Source organism: Pseudomonas sp. PDM04 (assembly GCF_014851765.1).
Classification (GTDB): Bacteria; Pseudomonadota; Gammaproteobacteria; order Pseudomonadales; family Pseudomonadaceae; genus Aquipseudomonas.
On record NZ_JACVAI010000002.1, the window covers coordinates 204,819 to 231,271 of the forward strand.

Below are 26,453 nucleotides of genomic sequence, written 5' to 3' on the forward strand. Positions count from 1 at the left end.
GCCCCGATAAGCCTGGGTGAACTGACGCGGAGTGTAGCCCAAGCCGAGCCGGGACAAACAGCTCAGTGCCCGCTCAATCGGCGGCTCCCGGCCGCCCGGCGAGCGGCGCGTGCCGGGCCAGCAACTCGGCCACCCAATCGATGAACACCCTCAGCTTGAGGCTGATGTGCCGGTTCGGCGGGAACGCGATGTACAGCGGCATCGTCTCCAGGCGCCAGTCTTCGAACAGCGGCACCAGCTCGCCGCTGGCCTCGAACGCCCTGGACATGTACCGAGGCAACCAGAGGACGCCGAGCCCGGCCAGACCGGCGGCCAGGTAGGCGTTGCCATCGTCGACCGCCAGCGCGTAGCGGCCTTTGACCTGCACCCTTTCGCCCTGTTTTTCCAAGCCGTAGGGCACCGGTTTGCCGGTGCGTGCCCACAGGAAGCCGACAATCCGATGCCCGGACGCCTCCAGGTCGCGCGGATGCGCCGGCCTGCCCACCCGGTCCAGGTAACCCGGCGCGGCAAAAATCCCCAGCGGCAAGTCGGCGATCCGACGGGCCATCAGTGACTGATCCACCAGTTCACCGCCGCGCACCACGCAATCGACGTTTTCATCGATCATGTCGACGATGCGGTCGCTGACCCCCAGATCGATCTGGATATCCGGATAACGCGCATAGAATTCGGGCAATGCCGGCACCAGGATCAGGCTCGCCAGCGGGCTCGGCACATCCACCCGCAACCGCCCGCGCGGCAGCGACGAAGCGGCGGACAGGCTGGTCTCGGCATCGTCCATGTCGGCCAGCAGCTTGATCGCCCGCTCATAAAACACCGCGCCATCGGCGGTGACGTTGACTTTGCGCGTCGTGCGGTTGAGCAGTTTGACCCGCAGCCGCGCCTCCAGTTGCTGCACCAGCTGGGTCACCGTGGTTTTGCTCATGTGCAGGGTGTCGGCCGCCTTGGTGAAGCTGCCCGCCTCCACCACCCGCACAAAGGCTTGCATCGCATCGAAACGGTCCATCACAGCCCCTCGTGGCAATCGGATTGTTTGGTTTTCCCAAACAGTGATCGCCAAGGTTGCTCGTTTATCGCTCCGGTGCAAGCCCCTAGAGTGCATCTATCGCAGGTTTCGGGTCGCATCAGACCCTTTTCTGGAGGCACTGTATGACACAGCGTGATGTTGTTTTCCCGCCTGGACGCCAGGCACTTTATGAGCGCAACCGTTATTCGCCGGCCGTCAGGTCCAACGGTTTTCTGTTCGTATCGGGGCAAGTGGGCAGCCTTGAGGACGGTTCACCCGAACCCGATCTGGAAGCCCAGGTCAGGCTCGCGTTTACTAACCTGAACGCGATCCTGGGCGCGGCCGGTTGCTCCTTCGACGATGTGGTCGATGTCACCGTCTTCATGGTCGACCCGCAATCGACGTTCGAGCGCATCTGGAAGATCGTGCCGGAATTCTGGGGGCACGCGCCGCACCCGACACTGACCGGAATCGGTGTCACCTGGCTGTACGGTTTCCAGTTCGAGATCAAGGTGATTGCCAGGCTGCCACAAGCCATCGACGAGTGATCTGTCGCCGACGACGGTTTTTACGCTGCTCACCCCGGGCTGTTCAGCGTTAGAATCCATGGGGTTCGGTTCACTTCAAGGATGCCCGGTATGTCCAGCCACGAGACTTCCCTGCAAGACAGCGCCGCGCCGGAGGGTGTGTGCTACGGCTGCGGCGGCAGCAACCCCCACGGACTGCAGATCAAGAGCCATTGGCATGAGGACGGGGTGCATGTCATCGCCGAGCACCTGCCCGAGGCGAAGTATTGCGGCTGGCCGGACCTGGTCTACGGCGGGCTGATCGCAATGCTGGTGGATTGCCATTCCAACTGGACGGCGATGGCCTATCACTACCGCCAGGAAAACCGCGAGGCCGACAGCTTGCCGCGCATCAACTGCGTCACCGGCCACCTGGGCATCAAGTTCATCAAGCCGACGCCCATGGGCGTGCCGCTGATCCTCAGCGCGAAAGTGGAAGGTGAAGTGGGACGCAAGACCCGGGTCATCTGCGAGGTGTACGCGGGAGATGTGCTGACGGCAGTCGGGGATTCGGTTTTCGTGCGTGTGGACGCCGGGCAGTTGGCGGCCCAGGCGCATGCCCGGTAAACGGAAGAAGGCGCCCGCGGCGCCTTCGACTCGATGGCGACCGGCTTAAAGGTCAGTGATTTCCTTGTGGCGCGGCACCAGCACTTTCATCACGCTCCACGCCACCAGGTAGGCCAGCGCGCAGATGGCAAACATGATCATGTAGCCGGTGTGAATGTCGTTGATCGATTTGTAGTAGTCGAACACCCAGCCACCGATCTTGGTCATTACCACGCCACCCAGGCCACCGGCCAGACCGCCGATACCGACCACCGAAGCCACGGTTTTCTGCGGGAACATGTCGGACACGGTGGTAAAGATGTTGCACGACCAGGCCTGGTGTGCCGAGGCGCCCACGCCGATCAACAGCACCGGCACCCAGAAGCTGATGTAACCCAATGGCTGTGCGAGCAGGACCAGCAGCGGGAAGAACGCAATCACCAGCATGGCCTTCATGCGACCGTCGTACGGCGCATCGCCACGTGCCATGAAGTAGCTGGGGAACCAGCCACCGCCGATGCTGCCGACCATGGTCATGCTGTACAGCACCGCCAGCGGCCAGACAATCGCCTGCCCTTTCATGCCGTATTGGGCCGACAGGTAGGTGGGCAGCCAGAACAGGAAGAACCACCAGACACCGTCGGTCATGAACTTGCCGAAGGCAAAGGCCCAGGTCTGGCGGTAGGTCAGCAGTTTGAACCAGGAGACCTTTTTCTCCACGGCCCCCGGCTCCGGGGCGGCAATGGTCTGTGCGTCGCTGCGAATGTAGGCCAGCTCCTCGGCCGAGAGGCGTTTCTGCTGGTCCGGTTTTTCGTACAGTGCGATCCACAGGGTCACCCAGACGAAGCCCAACATGCCGATCACGATGAACGCGGCTTCCCATCCCCAGAGACCGGCAATCAGCGGTACGCAGATCGGCGCCAGAATAGCGCCGACGTTGGCGCCCGAGTTGAAAATACCCGTGGCGAACGAACGTTCCTTTTTCGGGAAGTATTCGGCCGTGGCCTTGATCGCGATCGGGAAGTTACCCGCTTCGCCGATCGCCAGCACGGCGCGGGACAACATGAAGCCGGCAATGGAAACCGGGATGACCGCCAGGCCGAATGCGCTGCACATCGCGGCGATCCCCTCGCCCATCGGCACGGAAAACGCGTGCATCATCGCGCCGGTCGACCAGATGCTGATCGCCAGGATGTAGGCCTTCTTGGTGCCGATCCTGTCGACGAAACGCCCGGCGAACAGCATGGAAATCGCGTACACGAACTGGAACACCGAGGCGATGTTCGCGTAGTCGCTGTTGCTCCAGCCGAACTGCGACGACAGATCCGGCGCCAGCAGGCTGAGCACCTGGCGGTCCAGGTAATTGACGGTGGTGGCAAAAAAAAGCAGCGCACAGATGGTCCAGCGGTATTTACCGACGGCCTGGCCAACACGTTGCGCATTAATGGGCTCGTTCAGATTCATGGCATCACTTTTATTGTTGGAGTTGGGTGATGATCGCTCGGGGTCAAGCGAGATCGGTGCACACGCGCAGCACGCCGATGGGCGCGTCGCGTCAGGCGAACAACAGGTGCATCAGGCGATGGGCGCAGCAGCCAGGGATAACGGGAATGAAACGGGGAAAGATCGAGCGGTCGATACCGGACCACGGGGAACGAGGTCGAGGGAGATGCAAAGGCGGAGTGTGTTCATGATGAGGCCCGGTTTTTTGTTATGGGGGGTTTGTAACATCATATGTCGTCGTACAACTGTGCCTTTTATAGCGATTCCCCTACCCGCCGTCAATCAGCAAAATTACCGTTCGTCTCCGCATTCACCTTTGCCTGAGCGCGACACCGCAGGCCATGGCGCGTTGCGCCCGGGCAATTGACGTGTGGGAGATCGAGGCCAGAAAAGTCGTACGACAACGCATGTCGCCCGATAGCAGAGTCGGTCAAGCGTTACCGACTCAGGAAACCATCATTTGACCAGGCGCTTTTCCTTGGACGGGCGATAGCCGAAATACGAGCTGTAGCACTTGCTGAAATGGCTCGGCGAAACAAAGCCGCACGCCACCAGCACATCGACCTGGGACAGCTCCGTGTGCTGCAACAGGCGCCGCGCTTCGGTGATCCGCAATTCCATGTAATAGCGCTGCGGTGTGGTGCCCAGTTGTTCCTTGAAAAGGCGCTCCAGCTGGCGACGGGAACGCCCGGCGTAGACGGCCAGCTGTTCCAGCTCCAGCGGTTCCTCGAGGTTGGCGTCCATAAGCTTCACCACCTCGCGCAGGGGCGCGCTGACGCAGATGTTTTCCGACGGCTTGATCCGCCGGTAGCGTGATTCCTCGAACGCCAGGATGTCTTCGATGCCCTCGACCAGCGCCTTGTCGTGCAGGCCCTTGATCCAGTCCAGCGCCATGTGGAAAGCCCCCGACGGACTCGACGCCGTGAGCCGGTCGCGATCGATGACATAGGGTTCGCTGGTGACGTGCGTGCCCTTGGCGATTTCCGCCAGGGCGGGCCGATGTTCCGGGTGGATGGCGCACCGATAACCGTCGAGCAAGCCGGCGATCCCCAGGAACCACCCGCCATTCCACAGGCCGGCCAGGCTGACGTCTTGATCGGCCGCCGTTCGCAACAGGTTGACCAGCTCATCGCTGGCCTTCAGTTCGGTGCGGTAGCCGCCGCAGATGACCAGCAGGTCGAGGTCGTGGATCGCCGCCGCATCGATCCGCGCATCCGGACGAATGACCAGCCCCAGGTCACTGACCACCTCGCTGTCGTTCAAGCCGAACGTACGGGATGAGAACAGTTTGGGTCGCAGCAGGTTCGCGGTGACGATGGTATCCAGCGCCTGAGTAAAGGCCGGCAGGGAAAAATGCTCGAGCAGCAAAAAGCCTGTGCGTGTCAATTGAACAGGCTGGTTGGGGTTTTCGTTCAGGTAGCGAAGGTTTTTCCCCTTCATGCCTCCGCTGAATTGGCGACGTTCGATCAAGGTTCAGGGCACTCGGTTACGTTAACGAACAGGCAATCAGGATATCGCAAATCCTCAGGTGTTCACCGATCTCCTGCAGGCGCGAGACCGCCCTACTGGCAAATCGAATGGAACCTCGCGTCTTGCGCTGTTTTCGAAGGGTTATGAGCGCTGATCCTTTCCTGGGCGAGGCGCCATTGAAGAGGAAGATCCGATGAACACTCGAGTTCTGCTTCTGATCGCCAGTTTCAGCCCGACCCTGGCGTTCGCCGAAGGCTGTGACGTGTTGACCCGCTCCCAAAGCCCTTCGGTGCCGGTGGTCGAGTCCCACAGCTGCTATGAGTACGAAGGCATGCCGGTCAACGCCATAGACTGGTCGTGCAGCAATGAAAGCAAGGAGATGCTGACCAGCACCAAGAAAAAGGTTGCACAGTGCGACGATCACTACCAGGCCAGTTGCGTTGCCACCCTGACCCAGGAGTCGTTGGCCAACCCGCATTCAACGAGCAAGGACAAGAACGCCAAGTCACCGAACATTCCCGACAATGCCCAGGTCACCACGTACTACTACGACGCCGAGCACTTGAGCCAGGTGAAGGCGGATTGCGAGTCGGGCGGCGGGCATTGGAAAACCCGATGAGGTTTCAGGTCCGCGTCAATGTTCGAACCGCTCTACCAGGGCCTCCGACATGCGAACCAGGTCGGCAAACGACTTGGCATTCATTTTTTTCATGGCATGCCCGCGGTGAATCTTCACGGTGATCTCGCTCAGGTTCATCTGGCCGGCGATCTGCTTGTTCATCAGGCCTTTGACGGCAAGGGCCATGACTTCTTTCTCACGTGCGGTCAACGTTTGATAACGGCTGTGCAGATCAGAGAACTGCTGTTCGACTTCCCGGCGCTTGACGTCCTTTTGCAAGGCCGTCGATACGGCGTCCAGAAGATCCTGTTCCCGAAACGGTTTTGCCAGGAAATCCACCGCCCCGGCTTTCATCGCCTTGACGGACATTTCGATATCGCCGTGGCCGGTGATGAAGACAATCGGAATGTTGGAACTGCTGGTCGTCAACTGGCGTTGGAACTCAAGGCCACTGGCACCTTGCAGCCGGACATCGAGGACCAGGCAACTGGCACTGTCGCCCTGGGGTTGCTGAAGGAACTCTGCAGTCGATGCGAAGGTTTCAACATGAATGCCGGCTGAGCGCAAAAGGTTGCTCAATGCGTTGCGCATGGACGCATCGTCATCCACTACAAATACCGTAGGGCTATTGCTGCCCTGCTTGTTGGATGGTGGATTCCCGCTCATGCACAGCCCCCGAGTAAGAAAAAGTGTATCCCACCACTTTATCTCACATTGGCAAGCACACAAGCCTGGATGAACCCACTGACATTCAGGCAATGAAATACAGTTGCAGGGCTGCAACAAGTGAGAGCAGATAACGTGGGCCACTCAGCAGCGCCCTGACCTGAGCACTGCAACTTTTGCCGTGGATGCACCAACTGCAGAAGTGTTCACAGTTGTTGGACAGCACACTGTATCGGCGCTCACCAAGCCTTGACCGCGCACGACTGACCACTTCGTCGGCGGGATACTCGCCGGGCTCCTGCACGATCCAGACCGGCCGGCCACTGGCGAAATGCTCGAGATCGATCACCTCGACCGGGCCCGCCATGAACGAGCCGCTGAACCCGGAATAATGAATGACCTCGCCCCTGCCCAGATGAATGCCATGGTGCAGATAGAACCCCCGTGGGCTCACCAGGTGCGCACCTGTGGGCAGAAGGTCTGCCTGCCCTGCGATACCTGCCAGGTTCAGGGGTATGTTCAGGAACGCCGCTTCATCGGATGGCTTGCCAAACGCATGACGTGCAAGCCCCACAAGGTTCAAGCGATTGCAAACTTCGTTGGCTGCCAGCGTCATGCCAACCGCGACGGTCGACCGAAACGCTGCACACCCATGTGTCAAAGTCATAGCCAGAGTCTTCACGATACGTTCTCCGCAAGCCTTGAAACGACTATATCGCCCGGCTTGCGAAGCTTCATTTGTACCTGTGACTACTTCAAACGACCATTGATATGCCTCTGCTAAAACCTAAGTATTAGGCCTCGGCCTGCTCCACAGGCAGGGTGAACTGGACAATCGCGCCGCGTGGACGATTGACGCTGGCCCACAAGCGGCCGCCATGGGCCTCGATGATCGAGCGGCAGATGGATAACCCCATGCCCATTCCCGTGGGCTTGGTGCTGTAGAACGACGCGAAGATCTGCTCGGTGTTTTCCGAGGAGAACCCTGGCCCCGAATCGCGGACACTGACCAGCACACCACCGGTGTCATCCCGACGCGCGCTGATGTGCAACTGGCGCTCGCCTTCGCCCACGCCATTCATGGCTTCGAGCGCATTCATGATCAGGTTCAGCAGCACCTGTTGCAGTTCGACACGGTCGCCTTCGATCGCGGGCAGGCCATCTTCGATCTCGGTCTGGATCGACGCGCCATTCTTGGTGACCTGGCCACGGGTGAGTTCGATCATTTCGCCAATCGCCCCGTTGATGTCGACCGGGCCCTTTTGCGGTGGGGCTTTGCGGATATGCTGGCGAATTCGACCCAGCACATCGGCGGCACGCTTGGCGTCCAGGATCAGGCTGCCCAACACGCTACGAACTTCATCGATTTGCGGCGGTTGCTGGCTCATCCAGCGCAATGCGGCGTCGGCATTGAGAATGGCCGCGGCGATCGGCTGATTGACCTCGTGGGCAATCGACGCCACCAGTTGCCCCATGGTCGCGACACGGTTGGCGTGGGCCAGCTCGGTTTGCACCTCGCGATAGCGCCGCTCGCTCTCGCGGATTTTTTCTTCCGCCTGCTTGCGCTCGGTCAGGTCCAGGACGAACGCCACCCCTTCCTTGCTGTCGGCTTCGAACATGGCGAGGCCGACGATCACCGGCACGCGCCCGCCGTCCTTGGTGAAATATTCCTTTTCGTAAGGTTGCGCATAGCCGGTGCGCATCGCCTGGGCCAGATGATGCTCGCTGATCTCGCGAAACGGCGGCGTGGTCAGGTCTCGCCAGCGCAGCTGGCCCGAGGCCAGGTCGTCACGTTCGTAGCGCACCATGCGCAGGAAGGCATCGTTGGCCTCGATGATATCGCCGTTGGCGTTCCATACCAGAATGCCAATGATGTTGGCGTCCACCAGGCGACGGATCTTGCCTTCGCGTTCCGCGACTTCGCGGTACAACCGCGCATTCTCCAGGGAAATGGCCGCCTGGGAGGCCACCAGTTTCAACACGGCAATCCGCGCGGGGCTGAACACGCGCGCGGCCAGGTTGTTTTCGAGGTAGAGCGCGCCGGTCAGCTTGGCCTGGTTCATCAAGGGCAGGCACAGGATGGAGCGAGCGTGGTGCTGACGAATGTAGGGATCGTCGGCGAACGACGGCTCGGTCATTGCGTCGTCGAGCGAAACGCTCTCCCCGGTACGCAAGACATGGTAAAGCAACGACTCCGGCAGCATGGCCGATGTCATGGGCTGGTCGCGCAATTGCATCGAGTCGCTGCCCGTGGTCACTTGCGCGGCGATGCGATGTTCGCCCGTGTCCGAGAGAATCAGCACGCCCCGCTCGGCGCCGGCCTGCTCGATGGCGGTGCGCATGATGACGTCGATGAGCTTGTCCAGGACGATCTCACTCGACACCGCCTGGGATACCTTGATCACGGTGGCCAGGTCGAGGTGTTCGACGGGTGTGTCCATGGTCGTGGTCGGCGCGAGCGCCTGCGTCTCAGTGCGCAGCGACGGATAGCGTGCCTCGAGCTGGCGCACCTTGCCGTCGGCGCCCCAACGCAGGTAACCATACCGGGCGTCCTGCATGTAGACGCTGGCGACCTTGCCAAGACCACGGGCCGCGTAGAAGCGCGACGCCAGCTCGTTGGCCAGCGCCTCGAGGTGCACGAAACCACTTTTTTGCGCCGAGTGGATGGCCTGCTCGAACAGCAGTTCGGCCTCGATCATCCGGCCTTCGACCCGGGCAATTTCGGCTTCCACCAGTGCGGCGCGGCTGGCGAAGTTTTCCGGGCACTGCACGGCCCAGGCCTGCAACTGATTCAAAGCCGTTGCCATGAAGGCCAGGTGCTGCGTCCGCTCGCCTATCTGCAGCAAATCACACCAGCGGGCGCGAGTCAGCGCATCGTAGAAGTAATATTCGGCTTCCTCGAAAAAAAGCGACAGCGTGCTCAGGAAACGCTTGACCTTGTCGGCGGCCTGCATCGCGGCCGCCAGATCGTCGGCCAGGTAACGCGCCTGGAGCTTGCGCACCCAATATTTGCCTTCCGCCAGCGCCAGGTCGGGATTGCTGGCGAGGTGAGCTTCCATGCTGGCCTCGTCGAACTTGCCCCCATCCAGGCAGCCGAAGACAGGCGCAGCCCCTCGCAGCATCCTGATCAATGCCAACTGCGTGCGCATGAAACAGGTGCCCAGGCCGAAGCGGACCTTGCGTGCGTAGGCCAGGCCTCGCTCGGCTTCAATCTGTACCTCGGGCAAGGGTTCGCCGGCAAAGAAAAAGTCGGACACCAGGCTGTTGCCGGCGAAGGCGCCATACGCCAGGTCGCCGATCCGGTTCGCCGCCACGAATGAACGACGTATCAGCGGACGGCATTCGCTTACGGGTCTCATCCAGCGCATGGAAAAGATGGCGAAGCACAGATAGGTTCTGGCTTCGAAGCGTTTCAGGCCCCGTTGCTCGACGAGCATGCAGCCGAGCTGACCAAAGCGGAACCCGGCCTGGTAATCGCCAAAGCGCCGCCCGAAAACCCTGAATGCGTTGGCATAGTGCGAGCTCGATGCATCGCAATTACCCTTTTCCAGGCACAGGATGATGGCCTTGCAGATCGACAGGCACGCCAGGTTTGCATCCGTCTGCAACGCCGGCGGGAACAGCTTGCCCAAGGCGCTGGCGGTCATCAGCGACGCGGCGTCGTCCATCAAGGGCAAATCGATCAGGGATTCGATTTCCCGTTCGCCGAGCAACGACCAGACATGGTCATATTCGCGGCGTACTTCATCGTCGCTCGGACGGGCCGACCACTCGATGCCGACATGCCGCAGATATTCCAGGCAGACCGTGACCGCGTCATCGCTGCGATCCATGAGCAGGTAGTCATCCATTTGCAGGCACACGACATTGCCCCGTTCAACCGTCGTGGTGGCACGGTTCGACAGTGCCGCCAGGCGCTTGTCCGCCACCGATAACTGTCCGGTCAGCAGTTCGCATTCGGCCCGGTTCAACTCCAGCGCGAAGCTCAGGTCATGCAGACGGTCCCAGCAATCGTCGTCCAGCAACTGCGCGCCCGTGGTCAGGTAATTGTGGGCCGATGCATAGGCCGTCGAGGCCTTGGCGCGCTGACCGGCCATCAGGTTGAACGCGGCCAGCTGCTCGCGCTCCGCCGGGTCGGTCAGCAGCGCTGCCCCTCGATTGAGTTGACCGACAATCTCGAAGATCGCCTCTTCGCGCTCCTGTTCGGGGGTGTGCGCCGCCAGCAGTCGGCCGATGCGCAGATGCGCTTCGGCGCGCTCGGCCTTGGGTATCAACGAGTAGGCGGCCTCATGAATGCGGTCATGCACAAACCCGTAGGCCCCTTCGAGCCGCTGCACCAGTTCCTGGCGGATGGCGTCCCAGAACACCGCACGGACCTGCGCCCTGGTAATGCCCAGCACGGTCGAAAGCGCCGCCGTCCCGGCCACGTTCCCCAGACAGGCCAGTTGTTGCAGCGCCTGCTGGGTTGGCGCCGGCAGGCGACTCAGCTTGCCGACCATCAGGTCGACGATATTGTCGGTGTAGCCCTTGGCGTGGATACGGTCCGGGCTCCAGCGCCACTGCCTGGCCTGATGATCGAAGGTCAGCAGTTTTTCGTCGGCGAGGGTGTGCAGAAACTGGATCACGAAAAACGGATTGCCGGCGGTTTTTTCCAGCACCAGTTGTGCCAGAGGCTCGATGTGCGCCGGCTCGTCATGCAGTGCATCGGCAATCAATCGCTCGATGTGTACCTTTGCCAGCGGCGCCAGGGTGATTTCATCGATGCGCCCGCCCGCACTGCGGATGGCCTGGAGTTTGCCTGTGAGGGGATGCGCGTCATTCACCTCGTTGCTGCGGTAGGCCCCCACCAGTAACAAGTGCTGCACATCGGAACTGGTCAACAGGTCTTCCAGCAGGTCGAGCGTTGCCGCATCGATCCATTGCAGGTCATCCAGAAACAGCGCAAGGGGATGCTCCGCCTTCGCAAATACCCCGATAAAACGCCGGAACACCAGAAGGAAACGCCGTTGCGCCTGCTGCGGCTCCAAGGCTTGCACCGGTGGCGGCTCGCCAATGATCAGCTTCAGCTCGGGAATAAGATCCACCATCAGCCCTGCTTCGGCATCCAGGGCGTTTTTCAATGCATCACGCCATTGCGCCAGCTCGGTGTCGTTCTTGCCCAGCAGCGTGCGAACCAGGCTTTGAAACGCCTGGACCAGGGTCGCGTAGGGAATATCGCGGCGGTACTGGTCGAACTTGCCGGCGGCGAACAATCCTCGCGGTGGCACCAGCGCCTTGTGCAGCTCATTGACCACCGAGGATTTGCCAATGCCGGAATAGCCGGTGACCAGCATGAGCTCCGGCGTACCACTGGCGATGCTTCGGTCGAACGCGGCTATCAGCGCGATCACCTCCCTCTCGCGCCCGTAAAGCTTTTCGGGGATCATCAGCCGGTCAGATATTCCCTGCTCGCCCAGTGCGAAGGCATCGATGCGCCCATGGGACTCCCAATCCGCCAGGCATTGCCGCAGATCCAGTTCGACACTGGCGGCAGTCTGGTAGCGTTCTTCGGCGGTCTTGGCCAGCAGCTTCATGACGATCCGGGACAGCGCCTCGGGAACGGTATTGACCCGCTCGCTCGGTGACTGCGGCTTCTTCGCGATATGGCAGTGCACCCACTCGATCGGGTCGGACGCCATGAAGGGCAGCGATCCGGTGAGCATCTCATAGAGCGTGACGCCGAAGGAATAGAGGTCGCTGCGCAGGTCGATCGAACGATTCATCCGCCCGGTCTGCTCCGGCGCCATATAGGCCAGTGTGCCGGCAATGGTCTCCGGCGCCTGGCGCTCACGGGGCAGCCACGAGGACAGTCCGAACCCGGTCAGCCGGGCCTGGCCATCGGCGCAATTGACCAGGATATGCGAGGGCTTGATGTCCTTGTGCACCAGCCCGCGCTGGTGCAGCTTGCCCAGTGCCTGGGCGATGCTGATGGCCAGGTGCAGAAATGTCGCGGTGGCCATCGGAGCATTCAACAACTGGAGCAGTGGTGTGCCACCCGTATCCTCCAGCAGCAGGTACATTTGCCCGTTTTCTCGCACCAGCTCCAGAGGACGTACAGCCCAGGCGCCATCGAGTTCATCCTTGAGGGCAAACTCGTGGGCGAAGCGGCCAAGGCAGGCCGGAAGCGGTTGTTCGGCAGTCGGTCGCGCAACGAGCACAGGACGGTCGCCTTGCGCACCCGAGACAGATTCCCGACAGAAAGTGCGTTCGCCATCGTTCCAGAGTATCTGCATGTGGTCATCCATCGGAGCGGGAACAATAGACAGGTTGTTGAGTGCCGCACAGTGCCGTCATGCCTTGACGATGTCGGCAGAATCGTGGCCGGACGTGACGCCCATCTCCAGAGTAGCTGTGAAGTGAAAACAGTACGCATCAACCCCGCATGCGATACAAAAAATAATCATTCCACAGCGGTTCCCGGAACAACAACGACGCTTTGGTCTTAGCCACTCATACGTAGGTATACTTCTACCCCCACTCACTTCGCGTATGTTGTACTAACGATAGAAAACTTCATGAGCACCCCTGATGAACCAAGATGCGCAAACAGGCAATTTTATGATTGTTGCAATCGTCGATGATGACGATTCGGTTCGGGGTGCACTAGAAAACTTGCTACGTTCCAGCGGCTACAAGATCAAGACTTATTGCAGCGCATTGGCCTTTCTCGAGACCAATGACCCCGCCCATACCCACTGCCTTATTTCCGATATCCAGATGCCCGGAATGAGCGGCCTGGAGCTGCACCAGCAACTTATTGCCATGGGCTATCGCATTCCCACTATTTTCATCACCGCTTACCCTGAAGCCCTTCCCCCGGCGATCTCCGACTCACCGACGCTGATTGCCTATCTGCCCAAACCCTGTGAAACCAATAAACTTCTGAGCTATATAGAAACGGCTCTGCACACGCCGCACTAAGCGTGTTTTTACTCGGCCCTGCGTGCCTGATTAAACTTTCGTATACCCCCATGCCACTGACGTATGGTTTTTCTGAACCGAGGTAGAACTGTGCTCGGGGTCATCCGCCAATAACATGAATTCACAGCAGACAATCTGCTGCTTTCATAAAAAGCCTGAACTTGCGGACTGTGTTAATCGCGCCGTTGATCAAGCGAGCAACTAACAGCACAGCCGTCGGGTAGCGAAAAAATTTCAGCGGAAGTTTTGCCCCATACATTCGGAGACCGACCATGACCTTGCACCTGGATACCCACCCCCACGTCAGTGAACCCACCAGCGCTTTCAACCCGGGCAAAGCCGGGTTCGAAGAACTGGTTCCGTCTCGCTATGCGCTGCGTGTCGGCGAGATTGACGTACTGGTGGTCAGCGATGGCGTGCTGCCTCTGCCGACCTCGACCATGTCGACCAATGTCACCCCGCAAGAGCGCGCTGCATGGTTCAAGAGCATGTACCTGGGCCCCGATGCATTCGACTGGGCACTCAACGTGCTGGTCGTGCGCAGCGGTGATCAGACCATCCTGGTCGACGCCGGGCTGGGCGGCCAATTCCCCGGTTTTCCACGGGCCGGTCAGTTCCCCAAGCGTCTCGAGGCGGCGGGTATCGAACTGTCGTCGGTGACTGACATCATCATCACTCACATGCACATGGACCATGTCGGCGGCCTGCTGGTCGACGATGTGAAGAAAAGCCTGCGTCCGGACGTGCGCATCCACGTGACCGCCACCGAAGTGGCGTTCTGGGAATCACCCGACTTCGAACACACCGACATGCCGTCGCCGGTTCCGGACGTCTTGCGCGCGACCGCCAATCAGTTCATCAACGATTACCGCGACAACGTGCGCACGTTCGACGATGAATGTGAAGTGGCGCCGGGTGTGGTCGCCAAACTCACCGGCGGCCATACCCCTGGGCACTGCGTGGTGTATGTGAATTCCGCGGGCGAAAAACTGACTTTTGCCGGTGATGCCCTGTTCCCCGTCGCCTTTGAACACCCGGACTGGCACAACGGCTTCGAACATGACCCCGAGGAATCGGTCCGTGTCCGCGTCCGCCTGATGCAGGAAGCGGCGGCGAGCGGCGAGCTGTTCGTGGCCACCCACCTGCCATTTCCTTCTGTCGGGCGAGTGGCCGTGGACGGTGACGCCTTCCGCTGGATTGCGGCGATCTGGGATTACTGATCCGTTCTGATCCGTTGCGAAAACAACAACGCCCCCGGCCAGCAGGTCGGGGGCGTTTTCGTTCGGCGACCCATCCCCGTGGGAGCGAGCCTGCTCGCGATGGCCGCGGGTCAGGCGACCGCCTGGGTGGCTGGAAGTCCGCTTTCGCGAGCAGGCTCGCTCCCACAGTTGATCGAGGTGAACCCTGGCATTGCGTCCACCGGAAATTCCCCCGTGGGAACGACGTGAACCCAAGCTCTGGCATTCACTGGAACCGGGGCAAAAAAAAGGCCCCACATCCGATCAGGTGTGGGGCCAAGGAATTGGTTGGTTGCGGCCAACCAAAGGAGCTCAGGGAAAAACGTTTACAGATCGAGTCAGATGCAATCCTGTGCGGCGCGTCCAAAACTTGAAGGCAACAGGTTCGAGGCCAGCAGATGCCGTTCGTAGATGAACACCTTGCCGCCATTTCCGGCCTTGTAGGCTTCCACCACGTTGTCCGCCGAGATTTTGCTCGGCACTACAATCCGGTAGCTGCGCTGGGTCTGCGAAACCGTCGGGTGCATCGCATCGCCCTGCAATTTCGGTACGACGCAGTCCGCGTATTGCGCCGGGGTCTTGCTGGTCTGCAAGGTCAAGGTCGGATCATTGGGTGCCGAGGCACAACCGGCGAGTAACAAAGGGGCAAACGCCATGGCCGACAAAAATAAACGACGCATTGGTCCAATCCTGAAAAAAAGTTCCGGTTGATCAGCAGGGAAACTGCGCCATCGGCGGGGTTAGCCGAATGGGATTCTGCAACTTCCTGGCCTGTATTCGATGGGGGCCATTGTCCGGCTATTGCCAACAAAGTAGAACTTGCGTTTGGTGATGGTCACTATTACCTCTAACGATAGTTGCCCTGGAACGGGGGCGTGGGTGGTGCTCTAGCCGGCCGTTCTGGCGCTCAGAACGCACTGCACGCGGGTCATCAGCTGCTGTCCATTGAAGGGTTTTCTGAAGTACCCGGCAGCGCCGAGGTCGCGCGCCTTGTGCTCGGTGGTTTCACGCTGGCAGGCGGTGATGAAGATCACCGGAAAACACTTGCCCCCGGCCTGCAACGCTTCGAACAACTGAAAACCGGTCATGCCGGGCATGCGCACGTCGGAAATAAGACACGCGGTCGAGTCAAGCGCGCTGCACGCCAGATAATCTTCGGCACAAGCATATGTCCGAGCGCTGTAACCCATTGACCGGACAAGACTATCCAGCGAAATACGTACAGTATCGTCGTCATCAACGATCGAAATGATTGGTGTATTTAACAATTAGCTCAACCTTCAATGCGTGGGAGCCATCTGATAAAGCCCCGCCTATTTGAAGACTGTCATTCGCCCCCACTCGTTACAACATACATATGTATAGATCCAAGCATAATAATAACCAGACTTAAAACCTTCACTAAATAGACTTAGAGCACCCTGCCGACCGCCATTAATACTTAGGTGTGAGTCACTCATACGAAGATACCTGCACTCAAACCCTACGCATAAGTGACGTGCGCGCTCAGTCCATTACTATTAAGTCAGTTCCGGCAAAACCCGATTTCCTGCAGTTTTATCCGCTCGATAACATGAATAGTGCATCGACCTCCGGGATATTCATGGAAGAGCTAACCGACCACTTAGGGTGAATATAATGAAGACTTCCGACCTTGGCCTGGCCATCGCTTTTCTTGCTGCGACGGGTTTGATCGCCGGGCACTCCGTTGCCAGCGACACCTGCATCGAACCGAATGTGGTCGCCGGACGAGAGAACAACGCACACGATGACACTGCGCCGCCGGAACAACAGTATCGACCACGATCGGCTCCCACCCGCATTGCCGAAGGCGGTGCCGATAGGCTGAACGAACGCCGTGTGGCCGAGGGCGGATCGGATCGCCTGATCGAACGCCGTGTCGCCGAGGGCGGGTCGGATCGCCTGATCGAGCGGCGTGTCGCCGAAGGCGGATCGGATCGCCTGATCGAACGGCGTGTCGCCGAAGGCGGGTCGGATCGCCTGATCGAACGCCGTGTCGCCGAGGGCGGGTCGGATCGCCTGATCGAGCGGCGTGTCGCCGAAGGCGGATCGGATCGCCTGATCGAACGCCGTGTCGCCGAGGGCGGGTCGGATCGCCTGATCGAGCGGCGTGTCGCCGAAGGCGGATCGGATCGCCTGATCGAGCGGCGTGTCGCCGAGGGCGGGTCGGATCGCCTGATCGAACGCCGTGTCGCCGAGGGCGGATCGGATCGCCTGATCGAGCGGCGTGTCGCCGAAGGCGGGTCTGATCGCCTGATCGAACGCCGTGTCGCCGAGGGCGGGTCGGATCGCCTGATCGAGCGGCGTGTAGCCGAAGGCGGATCGGATCGCCTGATCGAGCGGCGTGTCGCCGAGGGCGGGTCGGATCGCCTGATCGAACGCCGAGTCGCCGAGGGCGGATCGGATCGCCTGATCGAGCGGCGTGTCGCCGAGGGCGGATCGGATCGCCTGATCGAGCGGCGTGTCGCCGAGGGCGGGTCGGATCGCCTGATCGAACGCCGTGTCGCCGAGGGCGGGTCGGATCGCCTGATCGAGCGGCGTGTCGCCGACATTGGATCGGGATACGACTCGGCCATGTACGTCAACGCACACTTTTCCATGGACTGACCGAGGCGGGCTTCGTCGCGAGCAAAACCAACACCCGGCTTGGCTACTCCTTACCAAACGGGTTTTTAGCGCTCTTTTTCAAAGAGCGCTTTTTTTATCTGCATCCCGGCTACTCGAACTCCTATCGTCATTACCCATTTGTTTATAGAAGGCGAAAACATGATGCTCACCCGACTGTGCAAACGTTTTCTGGCGTCAGACCGGCTGGCGTTTATTGCCTCATTTTCCGCGGCGATCACTATTTCCTCCATCAACCTCATGCTGGATTCCGACCTGGCGCATGCCGTGCTCTACATCACATTGTTGTTCATGTCGGCGCATATCTTTTCAATCCGGATCGTCCTTGTGGTTGCCCTGTTCTGCTACGTCCTGATTACCGGCGGCTTTATCGTCGAGTACTTCTATGAGGCGACAGGCTCCATTGCCGGCTATGTCAGGTGCGTCGTTTCGCTGATTACCATCACCTTGCTGACCCTGCGCAGCAAATGGTCAACCGACGAGCTGCGCCGCAACCAGGCCTTCCTCACCAGCGCCCAGCGCTTGAGCCGCACGGGGAGCATCGGCTGGCGCTTCGACAATGGCCAGTGCAAGGAAATTCGCTGGTCGGATGAAGCTTTTCGCATCTATGGCTACCCACAGGATATCGAGCCCTCCTGGGCACTGATGACCGCCCGTTTGCACCCCGATGACCGCTCGATGGCCGACGACCTGTTTGTCCGGCTGGCCGCCGGAGAGCTGGACATCGACATGGAGCAGCGCCTCATCATGCCGGACGCAAGCCTGCGCTACGTGCACATGGTGATCAATGCCATTGATCCCGACAGCAACGCCCACAGTCGCGAATACGTGGCGGCGCTGATGGACATCACATCGGAACGCAAAGCCGAACAGGCGCTGTTCGATTCCCAGGCGCAACTGGCCCACGTCACCCGCATGACCTCGCTGGGTGAACTGGCCGCGTCCATCGCCCATGAGGTCAACCAGCCGCTGGCAGCCATCGTGTCCAGCGGGGAGTCCTGCCTGCGCTGGATGGACCGGGAAAAACCCGACCTGCTGGAGGCGAAGCTGTCGGTACAGCGGATCATTCAGAGTTCACAGCGAGCCAATGAAGTCATCACCTGCATCCGCGCGCTGTCGAAAAAGTGCGTGCCGCAGCGCCAGGAGCACGTGTTCGACAGCATTGTGACCGACGCCCTGGTCCTGATTCAGCAGGAGATGAGCCATAAACACATCAAGCAGCACCTGTCGCTGGGGACTGGCAACGCCCGCATCAACGGCGACCGTGTGCAATTGCAGCAAGTGATCATCAACCTGGTGATGAATGCCTGCCAGGCGATGGGCACGCTGTGCGAAGGCAAACGCTCGCTGGACATCAGCACCTGGGTGGAGCGCAACGAAGTGCTGATCAAGGTCGAAGACAGTGGCAAGGGCATCGAAGAAGGCCAACTGCCGTCGCTGTTCAACCCGTTCTACACCACCAAGGCCGAGGGTCTGGGCATGGGACTGTCCATTTGCCGCTCGATCATCGAGTTTCACGAAGGACGAATCTGGGCGACCAGCATCAAGGGACAGGGCGCTGCGTTCATGTTCGCCTTGCCATTGCTCAAACACCAGGCCGAGGTGAAAACCCGTAGCGACCGGCTCAACCCGGTGCAACCTTTACCCAACCTCAGCTTCGGTTGAGAATACGACACGACGCTCGACCGCAATTTAACCCTTAATGTCGCCCATGCCTGGCGATAACCGAGCATGCCACCATGAACTCAATCGCCCCCAACTTCGACCGTTCGACCGCCGCCCTCTCCCACCCCCGCACCGTGGTGTTCCTGGCCTACCCGCAAATGGGCCTGCTGGACCTGACCGGTGCACAGACGGTGTTCTGGGCCGCTTCCAAAGCCATGGCCGAGCGCGGCCTGCCAGGCTACGCCATGCACACCGCGAGCCTCGAAGGCGGGTTGATTCCCACCGCCGAAGGGCTGTCGGTGCACACGACGTCGCTGCAAGACTTCACGGACAGCCCGGTGGATACACTGATCGTGCCGGGTGCTCCGAACATTCGCCAGGCCATGATCGACGAGGTCGCGCTGGTCAACTGGTTGCGCCAGGCGGCGGTGAACGCCAGGCGTACGGCGTCGGTATGCAGCGGCACGTTCCTGATGGCCCAGGCCGGTTTGCTCGAAGGCTTGCGTGCAGCCACGCATTGGGCAATGTGCGACATGCTCAAGAGCGGTTTCCCGACGATCGAGGTCGATATCGATGCCATTTTCATCCAGCAGGGCGCCGTCTGGACCTCGGCGGGCGTCAGCACCGGCATCGACATGTCGCTGGCGCTGGTCGAGGCCGATTGCGGTCGCGACGTGGCCCTGGAAGTGGCCCGGGAGCTGGTGGTGTACCTCAAGCGCCCCGGCGGTCAGGCACAGTTCAGTCACCTGCTGCAATCGCAGATGGACGACGGTGGCAGCTTCGACGATCTGCACTTGTGGATCAGCGCCAACCTGGGTGATGCCAACCTGACCGTCGAGTCGCTGGCCCGCCAGGCGCAGATGAGCCCACGCAACTTTTCCCGCGTCTACAAGCGCAAGGTCGGACGCACGCCAGCCAAGGCCCTGGAGATGTTTCGCATGGAAGCGGCGCGGCGGATGCTCGAGGACTCCGAGCGCAACATCGATCAGATCGCACAGTTATGCGGGTTTGGCGATGAGGAGCGCATGCGCTACACCTTCCACCGTCACCTGTCGATTTCGCCGCGTGAATATCGCAGCCGGTTTTCACGCTGACGGCTGGCGCTTTTTCTGCAACCAGCCCAGAAGACCGCTGCGCTTGATATGCACCGGTTTTTTCGCCACCACGGACTCGCGGATCTCTTCGCGCTGATGCACCAGATTATCCAGAGCGAGGTGCAGATCGCTGCTGTGTTCCAGTTGCGCGCCCAGCATGCAGCGCTCGATGCGAAACAGACGTCCACTGGTGAGGCTGCGAAACTCGCCTCGCGAGCGCCCCTCGGAAAGAATGCCTTCCTCGCCCAGCACCTCGCCCGGCCCCATGCGCCCGGCCTCGATGAAGCGCTCACCGTCATGGATCGACACCGAAACCACGCCGGTGCTGATGATCATCAGGCAATCGGACACGGCATCGAACGCCAGCAGCACTTCGTTGGCCTGGTAGTCCACGGCCGTCATGTGCTCGGCAAGCCGGTCGCGATCGTCGACGCTCAATGAACGAAACACCCGGACGTCTTCCAGCAAACGCCGGGGTCGGCTCCATGCCTGAACGTCCGGCGCCACGCACCAGCTGACACCCGCCGCCTCGAGGTGACGATGGGCAAGGTCGAACATCAGGTTGCGCACTTCGGTCCGATGCGACAGCGACTCGACGAACCCCTTGAGTTCGTACTCGTTGTATTCCAGGTGCGAGCTTTTCACCGAGACCTTGGGGGTGAAGCCGGGGAGCAAGGCGCGGGTGCCCTGCAGGGCTTTTTCCAGGGCATCGATCGCACGTCGCGGGCGCACGCTGCTGGGAATGGCCATCAGCACACTGACACCGTAGGCATTTCCGGGGCGACTGACGTTGATGATCTTGGCTTTTGCCGCCAGCGAATTGGGGACCACGGCCATGCTGCCCAGCTTGGTCAGCAAATGGGTCGAGCGCCAGTCGATTTCCATCACCCTGCCCTCGACGCCATCGATGACAATCCAGTCGTCCACTTCGTAGGGTTTGGTGGTATTCAGCACAATGCCGGAGAACACGTCGCTCAGCGTGCTTTGTAACGCGAGACCGACAATGATCGCCATCGCCCCGGAGGTCGCCAGCAGCCCCTTGACCGGCAACTGCAAGACGTAGGCGGCGGCCCCGACGATGGCCAACAGGAAAATCACCGCGCCCATCACATCGTGCAGCAAGCGTGCGGTGTGCCCGCCGCGTGAGGTCAGGCCATTGCCCAGCACCACCGTCAGGGTCCTGGCCGCAAACAGCCACCAGGCGATCCCCACCATCGTCGCCATCAGGTTGAGAATCGCGTCTTCCGGCCACAACGGCGGCTGCAACGGGCTGATGCCGGCGGCCATCAGCCCCCAGGAAAAGGCCACGAACACGGCAATGCGTGAAAACATGCGCGACACCGGCCGGCCGGCGCCCAGCCAACGCCAAAGCGACAAGTCCAACAGCAGCAGAACCGCACCGATGATCAAGGGGTGAGTCTGGAAAAACATCAGCATGGTCTATTCCCGGCCATTGGCGCCCGCTCAGGCGACGGATGAAAGGCTGCTGCGGACAGGCACCTGGCGTACCGAGGCGCCGTCCTGCTCACCCAGAAAGGCACTGCACCGCGAGCGCAACCAGCGCTCGGCCGGATCGTTGTGCGTTGCCCCGCGCCAGACCATCGACAGTTCCTGCTGCGGCAGATCCAGCGGCACGAACTCGGCGCGCAGGCCGTCGATCATGGCCATGGAACGAGCAACGTAGTCCGGGACGATGGCAATCATGTCGCTGTCGGCCAGCAGCACCGGCAAGGCGCTGAACTGCGGCACCGCCAGCACCACTTTGCGTTGGCGTCCGATCTGGCCCAGCGTGCGATCCGCCTCTTCAATGACATTGCCCATGGAGGACACCACCGCGTGAGGACGCCGGCAGAACTCGTCGAGACCCAGCTCGCCGGGCTGCGAGTCGGCGCGCAAGAGCATCGGACGAATCGGCAGCAGCCCCTTGCGCCGCGCGTTGGCGGGCAGGTCCAGGGTGTGGCTGATGCCCAGGGAAATTTCCCCCGAGGTCAGCAGTTGCGACATCTGCCAGTGGTCCGCGCGGCGCACCACCAGGGTCATGTTGGGCGCCTCGACCCTCAAGCGACGCAGCAAGGAGGGCAACAGCGCGTATTCCACATCGTCCGAGAGACCGACGTGAAACGTCGCCTCGCTGGTTTCGGGATTGAACGCCTGGCAGCGGCTCAGCGCTGCGGCGATGCCATCGAGTGCCGGCGCCAGGTTGGAAAAGATCTCCTCGGCCCGTGACGTGGGCTCCATCACGCGTCCGGAGCGGATGAACAGCGGATCGTCGAACATCTGGCGCAAGCGCCCCAGCGCACTGCTGATGGTGGGCTGGCCAAGGAAGAGCTTCTCGCCGACACGGCTGACATTGCGCTCGTGCATCATCGACTCGAAGACCACCAGCAGATTGATGTCAGCACGACGCAGGTCATTTCTGTTCATCATATAAACCGCCCGGCGATTAGGCCTCAGAAGTTGGAAAGTTGGCGTGCCACCTCGCCCCCTTTCAATGGTCCGGAGCAACGGTGCGCGATGTATGAACAGATTAAGCCGCTGATCGGCAAACGTATGTCGTACCTGAGGACAACGCATTCATCCATGGGTGTGGCGTTTCATACCTGAGTATGGGGTTGGGCCTGTGGACGCCCGCGGTGAGGCGTGGCTCGACGCAGATGGCTGTTTTTCAGGGATTTATGTCCTATCGGATGAGAACCGTTGCTTTGTAGGATAGATCCCCATGTCCGTCCCCCCGCTATCAGATGTGCAGGGTCATAATGAAAAACAATCGGTCTGCGAGTGCGCGCAAAGCGTCGCCCTTTTTCTTCAACCTCTTTGCCAGACCCTCGCGCAGCCCGAACATCGTCGACGCCGTCATCAGCATCAGCCCCAGTCCGTGGATCAACGCCCTGGGGTGGGTGATCGGGTTGGTGGTGGCCTGCGGAATCGTGGTGATCAACTCCGAAACCCACAACGACCTTGCCCCGACGATTCTGTACATCACCCTGTTGCTGATGGCCGCCAATCTGTTCTCGATCAACGTGGTGATCTCCATCGCGTTGATGTGCATGTTGCTGCTGACCGCGACCTATCTGTACAACGGCGGTTATCAACACTGGGAGTCGACCACCGGTTTTTTCCGCTGCCTGACGGCGCTCTCGGCCATCACTTTTCTCGCCCTGCGCAGCAAATATGCCGCCGAGCGCCTGCGCCACAATGAGTTGTACCTGCTCGGTGCCCAGCGCCTGAGCCGTACCGGCAGCATCGGTTTTCGCGGCGACGGCAAAGCCATTTCCTGGTCTGAGGAAGCGGCGCGAATTTTCGAATACCCTCTGGGCGAACTGCCGACCAGCGACAGGGTCCAGGAACGCACGCACCCCGATGACCTGCACCTCGTCCAGGAGGTGTTTGCCAAGGCGGCGCGCCAGGACACCCTGATCGAAGTCAAACACCGTCTGCTGTTTCCCGACGGCCGCATCAAGCATGTGCACATGATTGCCAGCCCGCTGCTCGAACAACACGGTCGCTACGACTACATCGGCGCGCTGATGGACATCACCGCCAGCAAAGAAGCCGAGTCGGCGCTGTTCTGTGCGCAAACGCAGCTGGCGCATGTCACCCGTGTGACCTCTCTGGGCGAGCTGGCCGCATCGATTGCCCATGAGGTGAACCAGCCGCTGACCGCGATCACCAGCAGTGGCGAGGCCTGCCGTCGGTGGCTCGACCGACCACAGCCCGACTTGCCCGAAGCGCTGCAATCGCTCGACCGGATCATTGCCTGCGCGGGCCGGGCCAGCGATGTCATCAGCCGCATCCGGGCGCTGTCGCGCAAGAGCGATCCACTGCGCCAGCGCGAATCGGTGAATGACATCGTCAGCGAGACCCTGGGCCTGGTCCGGCAGGAACTGGCACATCACGAAATCACATTGAAGGTCGAACTCCTGGCCCTGACGGGCGAAGTCAATGTGGATAGGGTCCAGCTGCAGCAGGTCATCATCAATCTGATCATCAATGCCTGCCATGCCATGGCGGGCGCTGAAGCGCGCAACCGCGTGCTGTATGTACGGACCTGGGTCGTGGGCGGCGCAGCCGTGGTGGAAGTGGCGGATCAGGGCCTGGGCATCGCACCTGAAGTGCTGCCTTCGCTGTTCACCCCGTTTTTCACCACCAAGGAAAACGGCCTGGGCATGGGCCTGTCGATCTGTCGCTCGATCATCAATTTCCACGACGGGCAGATCTGGGCCACCAGCGCCGTCGGCCGCGGTACCTCGTTCAAATTCTCGCTTCCAGTGCTGGGCAGCGGGGCACGCGCTCAACGGCCCACACCGAACGACCATGCAAGGATCACGCACTCTATGGACGTCCCATGAACGAACAACACCCCATGAACAAAGTCGCCAATCATGACCCCCTGGTGTTCATCGTCGATGATGATGCGCCCCTGCGAGAGGCACTCGGCAGCCTGTTGCGCTCGATCGGTTTGCAGGTGGAGCTGTTTGGCTCCGTCGCCGAGTTCATGAACTTCTCCCGCCCCGACATCCCCAGCTGCCTGGTGCTGGATGTGCGCTTGCAAGGCACCAGCGGACTGGATTTCCAGCATGAATTGCTGGCGGCCAATATCAACCTGCCCATCGTGTTCATGACCGGGCACGGCGATATCGCCATGACCGTGCGGGCCATGAAGGCCGGTGCCGTGGACTTCCTGGCCAAACCGTTCCGGGAACAGGACTTGATCGATGCGGTATCGGCCGCCCATGCCCGGGACAAACATCGCCGAGAGTCCGAACGGGGCAATGAAGAACTGCGCAGCCGCTATGCGACCCTCACGCCACGGGAGCAAACGGTGATGGCGCTGGCGGCGTCCGGGCTGATGAACAAGCAGATTGCCGGCGAAATCGGCCTGAGCGAAATCACGGTGAAGATCCATCGTGGCCAGGCCATGCGCAAGATGTTCGCGCGTTCGTTTGCCGACCTGGTGCGCATGGCCCAGGCACTCGGGGTCGATCAGCCGCAATGACCGTCGCTCCCACTCGCACTCATACTTTGGTTTATCCGACTCACACCTAGGCGTGTCGGCAATGACCCTATGTAGAAGTGATCTCACGGCGTCCGCTCGATAGCATCTCATCACAGCGAATCGAACCGTCCTGCGGTTGTTCACGGGAGCCACGGCTTCGAACATCCCGGCCCCCGGTCACGCTTGAACAGACAACCCGTTAAACGATCGTTTTTTCTTCAGGAGTCTTCCAATGAAGCAGCAAATTCTAGTTATTGGCGCAGGGTTTGGTGGCGTCTGGAGCGCGTTGAGCGCAGCCCGTCTGTTGGACAAGCATGACCGCAACGACGTGCAGATCACGCTACTGGCTCCCCAGGCCGAGCTGCGCATCCGCCCACGTTTCTACGAACCCGACGTCCACACCATGGCAGCACCGCTGGGCGACCTCTTCGACGCCGTGGGCGTTAAATTCGTCAAGGGCACCGCCGACAACATCGATACCGACAAGAAGCAGGTCAACTACAGCGACGTGTTTGGCACCCAGGGCACGCTGAGCTATGACCGACTGGTCCTGGCCGCCGGCAGTCGCCTCGTTCGCCCAGCCGCCCTGCAAGGCATCAACGAATACGCGTTCGACGTCGATGAAATCGAATCGGCGGCGCGCCTCGAAGCCCATATCAAGGCATTGAAGAATCAGCCAAGCACCCCGGCGCGCAACACCGTCGTCGTCTGCGGCGGAGGCTTCACCGGGATCGAAACCGCTACCGAAATGCCGGCGCGCCTGCGTGCCGCGCTGGGCGACGACACGCCGATCCGCGTGATTGTGGTCGATCGTGCCCCAACCCCGGGTGCGTCACTGGGCGACGGTATCGGCCCATCGCTGATCGAAGCCTCGGAACACCTGGGTGTCGAGTGGGTGCTCAACGCCTCGGTCGCAGCAGTGGACGCCGGCGGCGTGACACTGGCCGACGGCCAGCGCATCGAATCCAACACCGTGATCTGGACCGTGGGCTTCCGCGCCAGCCCGCTCACCGAACAAGTGACCGGCACCCGTGACCCGCAGGGTCGCCTGCACGTTGACGGCAACCTCAAGGTGCTCGGCCATGCCGACGTCTATGCCGCCGGCGACACCGCGTACGCCGCCACCGATGACCTGGGCAACTACGCCGCCATGTCCTGCCAGCACGCCATCGCGCTGGGCCGTTATGCCGGCAACAACGTCGCGGCGGATCTGCTGGGCGTCGAACCGACTCCTTACAGCCAGCCCAAGTACGTGACCTGCCTGGACCTGGGCGCCTGGGGCGCAGTATTCACCGAAGGCTGGGACCGCCAGGTGAAGCTGGTCAGGAAAGAAGCCAAGGACCTCAAGACCCAGATCAACACCGTGTGGATCTACCCACCGGCGGCTGATCGTGCCACGGCACTGGCAGCGGCCGACCCGTCGATTCCAGTGGCCTGAGTCGCCAGGCGTGCGCACGGCACAGGGAGCCCTTCGCGCC

21 protein-coding genes are annotated in these 26,453 nt (G+C 60.9%); 11 read left to right on the forward strand and 10 right to left on the reverse strand.

Annotation, left to right across the window (positions count from 1 at the left end):
* Positions 1-73 precede the first annotated feature (73 nt).
* A complete protein-coding gene (locus IB249_RS07705) occupies positions 74-1,006 on the reverse strand; it encodes a LysR family transcriptional regulator (RefSeq protein ID WP_192303243.1) in 933 nt (310 codons plus the stop codon).
* Between the two features lie 143 nt (positions 1,007-1,149).
* Here IB249_RS07705 and IB249_RS07710 point away from each other — a divergent pair, with 143 nt between their 5' ends.
* Together IB249_RS07710 and IB249_RS07715 are read left to right on the forward strand one after the other, a co-directional pair.
* The gene (locus tag IB249_RS07710; RefSeq protein ID WP_192303245.1) at positions 1,150-1,554 is read left to right on the forward strand and encodes a RidA family protein; all 405 of its coding nucleotides are present in this window, start codon (positions 1,150-1,152) and stop codon (positions 1,552-1,554) included.
* 90 nt (positions 1,555-1,644) lie between these two features.
* A complete protein-coding gene (locus IB249_RS07715) occupies positions 1,645-2,139 on the forward strand; it encodes a PaaI family thioesterase (protein ID WP_192303247.1) in 495 nt (164 codons plus the stop codon).
* A gap of 45 nt (positions 2,140-2,184) precedes the next feature.
* On the opposite strand, the gene IB249_RS07720 is transcribed toward IB249_RS07715, so the two are convergent.
* Together IB249_RS07720 and IB249_RS07730 are read right to left on the reverse strand one after the other, a co-directional pair.
* Positions 2,185-3,582: an MFS transporter gene (locus IB249_RS07720; RefSeq protein WP_192303249.1), complete on the reverse strand. Its 1,398-nt coding sequence runs from the start codon at positions 3,580-3,582 to the stop codon at positions 2,185-2,187.
* Positions 3,583-4,077: 495 nt separating this feature from the next.
* Complete coding sequence (locus IB249_RS07730; protein WP_192303253.1) at positions 4,078-5,091, reverse strand: GlxA family transcriptional regulator; 1,014 nt, start codon at positions 5,089-5,091, stop codon at positions 4,078-4,080.
* Between the two features lie 193 nt (positions 5,092-5,284).
* Between IB249_RS07730 and IB249_RS07735 the strand changes: the two genes are divergently transcribed.
* The gene (locus IB249_RS07735; protein ID WP_192303255.1) at positions 5,285-5,710 is read left to right on the forward strand and encodes a hypothetical protein; all 426 of its coding nucleotides are present in this window, start codon (positions 5,285-5,287) and stop codon (positions 5,708-5,710) included.
* Between the two features lie 15 nt (positions 5,711-5,725).
* Here the strand turns inward: IB249_RS07735 and IB249_RS07740 are convergent, their stop codons facing one another.
* From IB249_RS07740 to IB249_RS07750, 3 genes are all read right to left on the reverse strand, one after another.
* On the reverse strand, positions 5,726-6,376 hold the full coding sequence (locus IB249_RS07740) for a response regulator transcription factor (RefSeq protein ID WP_192303257.1): 651 nt from the start codon (positions 6,374-6,376) through the stop codon (positions 5,726-5,728).
* A gap of 85 nt (positions 6,377-6,461) precedes the next feature.
* Positions 6,462-7,058 carry a lecithin retinol acyltransferase family protein gene (locus IB249_RS07745; protein ID WP_318653492.1) on the reverse strand — a complete coding sequence of 199 codons (597 nt, stop codon included), beginning with the start codon at positions 7,056-7,058 and terminating at the stop codon, positions 6,462-6,464.
* 112 nt (positions 7,059-7,170) lie between these two features.
* Complete coding sequence (locus tag IB249_RS07750; protein ID WP_192303259.1) at positions 7,171-12,648, reverse strand: trifunctional serine/threonine-protein kinase/ATP-binding protein/sensor histidine kinase; 5,478 nt, start codon at positions 12,646-12,648, stop codon at positions 7,171-7,173.
* A 295-nt stretch (positions 12,649-12,943) separates the two neighbouring features.
* Here IB249_RS07750 and IB249_RS07755 point away from each other — a divergent pair, with 295 nt between their 5' ends.
* Together IB249_RS07755 and IB249_RS07760 are read left to right on the forward strand one after the other, a co-directional pair.
* Positions 12,944-13,336, forward strand: a complete 393-nt coding sequence (locus tag IB249_RS07755; RefSeq protein ID WP_192303261.1) for a response regulator transcription factor — start codon at positions 12,944-12,946, stop codon at positions 13,334-13,336.
* A 272-nt stretch (positions 13,337-13,608) separates the two neighbouring features.
* Positions 13,609-14,556, forward strand: a complete 948-nt coding sequence (locus tag IB249_RS07760; protein ID WP_192303263.1) for an MBL fold metallo-hydrolase — start codon at positions 13,609-13,611, stop codon at positions 14,554-14,556.
* Positions 14,557-14,912: 356 nt separating this feature from the next.
* Here the strand turns inward: IB249_RS07760 and IB249_RS07765 are convergent, their stop codons facing one another.
* Positions 14,913-15,254 carry a hypothetical protein gene (locus tag IB249_RS07765; RefSeq protein WP_192303265.1) on the reverse strand — a complete coding sequence of 114 codons (342 nt, stop codon included), beginning with the start codon at positions 15,252-15,254 and terminating at the stop codon, positions 14,913-14,915.
* A gap of 207 nt (positions 15,255-15,461) precedes the next feature.
* On the reverse strand, positions 15,462-15,842 hold the full coding sequence (locus tag IB249_RS07770) for a response regulator transcription factor (RefSeq protein WP_192303267.1): 381 nt from the start codon (positions 15,840-15,842) through the stop codon (positions 15,462-15,464).
* A gap of 370 nt (positions 15,843-16,212) precedes the next feature.
* On the opposite strand from IB249_RS07770, the gene IB249_RS30085 reads away from it, so the two are divergent.
* From IB249_RS30085 to IB249_RS07790, 3 genes are all read left to right on the forward strand, one after another.
* Positions 16,213-17,202: a hypothetical protein gene (locus IB249_RS30085; protein WP_412547990.1), complete on the forward strand. Its 990-nt coding sequence runs from the start codon at positions 16,213-16,215 to the stop codon at positions 17,200-17,202.
* A 159-nt stretch (positions 17,203-17,361) separates the two neighbouring features.
* Complete coding sequence (locus IB249_RS07785) at positions 17,362-18,885, forward strand: sensor histidine kinase (RefSeq protein ID WP_192303269.1); 1,524 nt, start codon at positions 17,362-17,364, stop codon at positions 18,883-18,885.
* A gap of 74 nt (positions 18,886-18,959) precedes the next feature.
* Entirely contained in the window at positions 18,960-19,979 is a 1,020-nt protein-coding gene (locus IB249_RS07790) for a GlxA family transcriptional regulator (RefSeq protein WP_192303271.1), read from the forward strand.
* Here IB249_RS07790 and IB249_RS07795 read toward each other — a convergent pair.
* Together IB249_RS07795 and IB249_RS07800 are read right to left on the reverse strand one after the other, a co-directional pair.
* On the reverse strand, positions 19,971-21,416 hold the full coding sequence (locus IB249_RS07795; protein ID WP_192303273.1) for a mechanosensitive ion channel family protein: 1,446 nt from the start codon (positions 21,414-21,416) through the stop codon (positions 19,971-19,973). The two genes, IB249_RS07790 and IB249_RS07795, sit on opposite strands and share 9 nt — an antisense overlap.
* Before the next feature lie 27 nt (positions 21,417-21,443).
* Positions 21,444-22,406, reverse strand: coding sequence for a LysR family transcriptional regulator (locus tag IB249_RS07800; RefSeq protein ID WP_318653493.1), 963 nt, complete (start codon positions 22,404-22,406; stop codon positions 21,444-21,446).
* 329 nt (positions 22,407-22,735) lie between these two features.
* On the opposite strand from IB249_RS07800, the gene IB249_RS07805 reads away from it, so the two are divergent.
* From IB249_RS07805 to IB249_RS07815, 3 genes are all read left to right on the forward strand, one after another.
* Complete coding sequence (locus tag IB249_RS07805) at positions 22,736-24,328, forward strand: sensor histidine kinase (protein ID WP_192303275.1); 1,593 nt, start codon at positions 22,736-22,738, stop codon at positions 24,326-24,328.
* A complete protein-coding gene (locus IB249_RS07810) occupies positions 24,325-24,975 on the forward strand; it encodes a response regulator transcription factor (protein WP_225606875.1) in 651 nt (216 codons plus the stop codon). Before IB249_RS07805 ends, IB249_RS07810 begins: the two co-directional genes overlap by 4 nt.
* 232 nt (positions 24,976-25,207) lie before the next feature.
* The gene (locus IB249_RS07815; protein ID WP_192303278.1) at positions 25,208-26,413 is read left to right on the forward strand and encodes an NAD(P)/FAD-dependent oxidoreductase; all 1,206 of its coding nucleotides are present in this window, start codon (positions 25,208-25,210) and stop codon (positions 26,411-26,413) included.
* Positions 26,414-26,453 lie beyond the last annotated feature (40 nt).

What these genes read in the sequence shown, in the direction of transcription:
- IB249_RS07740 (WP_192303257.1), bottom strand. Translation starts at nt 6,376, where the DNA reads ATGAGCGGGAATCCACCATCCAACAAGCAGGGCAGCAATAGCCCTACG.
- IB249_RS07720 (WP_192303249.1), bottom strand. Translation starts at nt 3,582, where the DNA reads ATGAATCTGAACGAGCCCATTAATGCGCAACGTGTTGGCCAGGCCGTC.
- IB249_RS30085 (WP_412547990.1), top strand. Translation starts at nt 16,213, where the DNA reads ATGAAGACTTCCGACCTTGGCCTGGCCATCGCTTTTCTTGCTGCGACG.
- IB249_RS07800 (WP_318653493.1), bottom strand. Translation starts at nt 22,406, where the DNA reads ATGATGAACAGAAATGACCTGCGTCGTGCTGACATCAATCTGCTGGTG.
- IB249_RS07705 (WP_192303243.1), bottom strand. Translation starts at nt 1,006, where the DNA reads ATGGACCGTTTCGATGCGATGCAAGCCTTTGTGCGGGTGGTGGAGGCG.
- IB249_RS07750 (WP_192303259.1), bottom strand. Translation starts at nt 12,648, where the DNA reads ATGCAGATACTCTGGAACGATGGCGAACGCACTTTCTGTCGGGAATCT.
- IB249_RS07785 (WP_192303269.1), top strand. Translation starts at nt 17,362, where the DNA reads ATGATGCTCACCCGACTGTGCAAACGTTTTCTGGCGTCAGACCGGCTG.
- IB249_RS07760 (WP_192303263.1), top strand. Translation starts at nt 13,609, where the DNA reads ATGACCTTGCACCTGGATACCCACCCCCACGTCAGTGAACCCACCAGC.
- IB249_RS07810 (WP_225606875.1), top strand. Translation starts at nt 24,325, where the DNA reads ATGAACGAACAACACCCCATGAACAAAGTCGCCAATCATGACCCCCTG.
- IB249_RS07805 (WP_192303275.1), top strand. Translation starts at nt 22,736, where the DNA reads ATGAAAAACAATCGGTCTGCGAGTGCGCGCAAAGCGTCGCCCTTTTTC.
- IB249_RS07735 (WP_192303255.1), top strand. Translation starts at nt 5,285, where the DNA reads ATGAACACTCGAGTTCTGCTTCTGATCGCCAGTTTCAGCCCGACCCTG.
- IB249_RS07790 (WP_192303271.1), top strand. Translation starts at nt 18,960, where the DNA reads ATGAACTCAATCGCCCCCAACTTCGACCGTTCGACCGCCGCCCTCTCC.
- IB249_RS07765 (WP_192303265.1), bottom strand. Translation starts at nt 15,254, where the DNA reads ATGCGTCGTTTATTTTTGTCGGCCATGGCGTTTGCCCCTTTGTTACTC.
- IB249_RS07755 (WP_192303261.1), top strand. Translation starts at nt 12,944, where the DNA reads ATGAACCAAGATGCGCAAACAGGCAATTTTATGATTGTTGCAATCGTC.
- IB249_RS07715 (WP_192303247.1), top strand. Translation starts at nt 1,645, where the DNA reads ATGTCCAGCCACGAGACTTCCCTGCAAGACAGCGCCGCGCCGGAGGGT.
- IB249_RS07795 (WP_192303273.1), bottom strand. Translation starts at nt 21,416, where the DNA reads ATGCTGATGTTTTTCCAGACTCACCCCTTGATCATCGGTGCGGTTCTG.
- IB249_RS07815 (WP_192303278.1), top strand. Translation starts at nt 25,208, where the DNA reads ATGAAGCAGCAAATTCTAGTTATTGGCGCAGGGTTTGGTGGCGTCTGG.
- IB249_RS07710 (WP_192303245.1), top strand. Translation starts at nt 1,150, where the DNA reads ATGACACAGCGTGATGTTGTTTTCCCGCCTGGACGCCAGGCACTTTAT.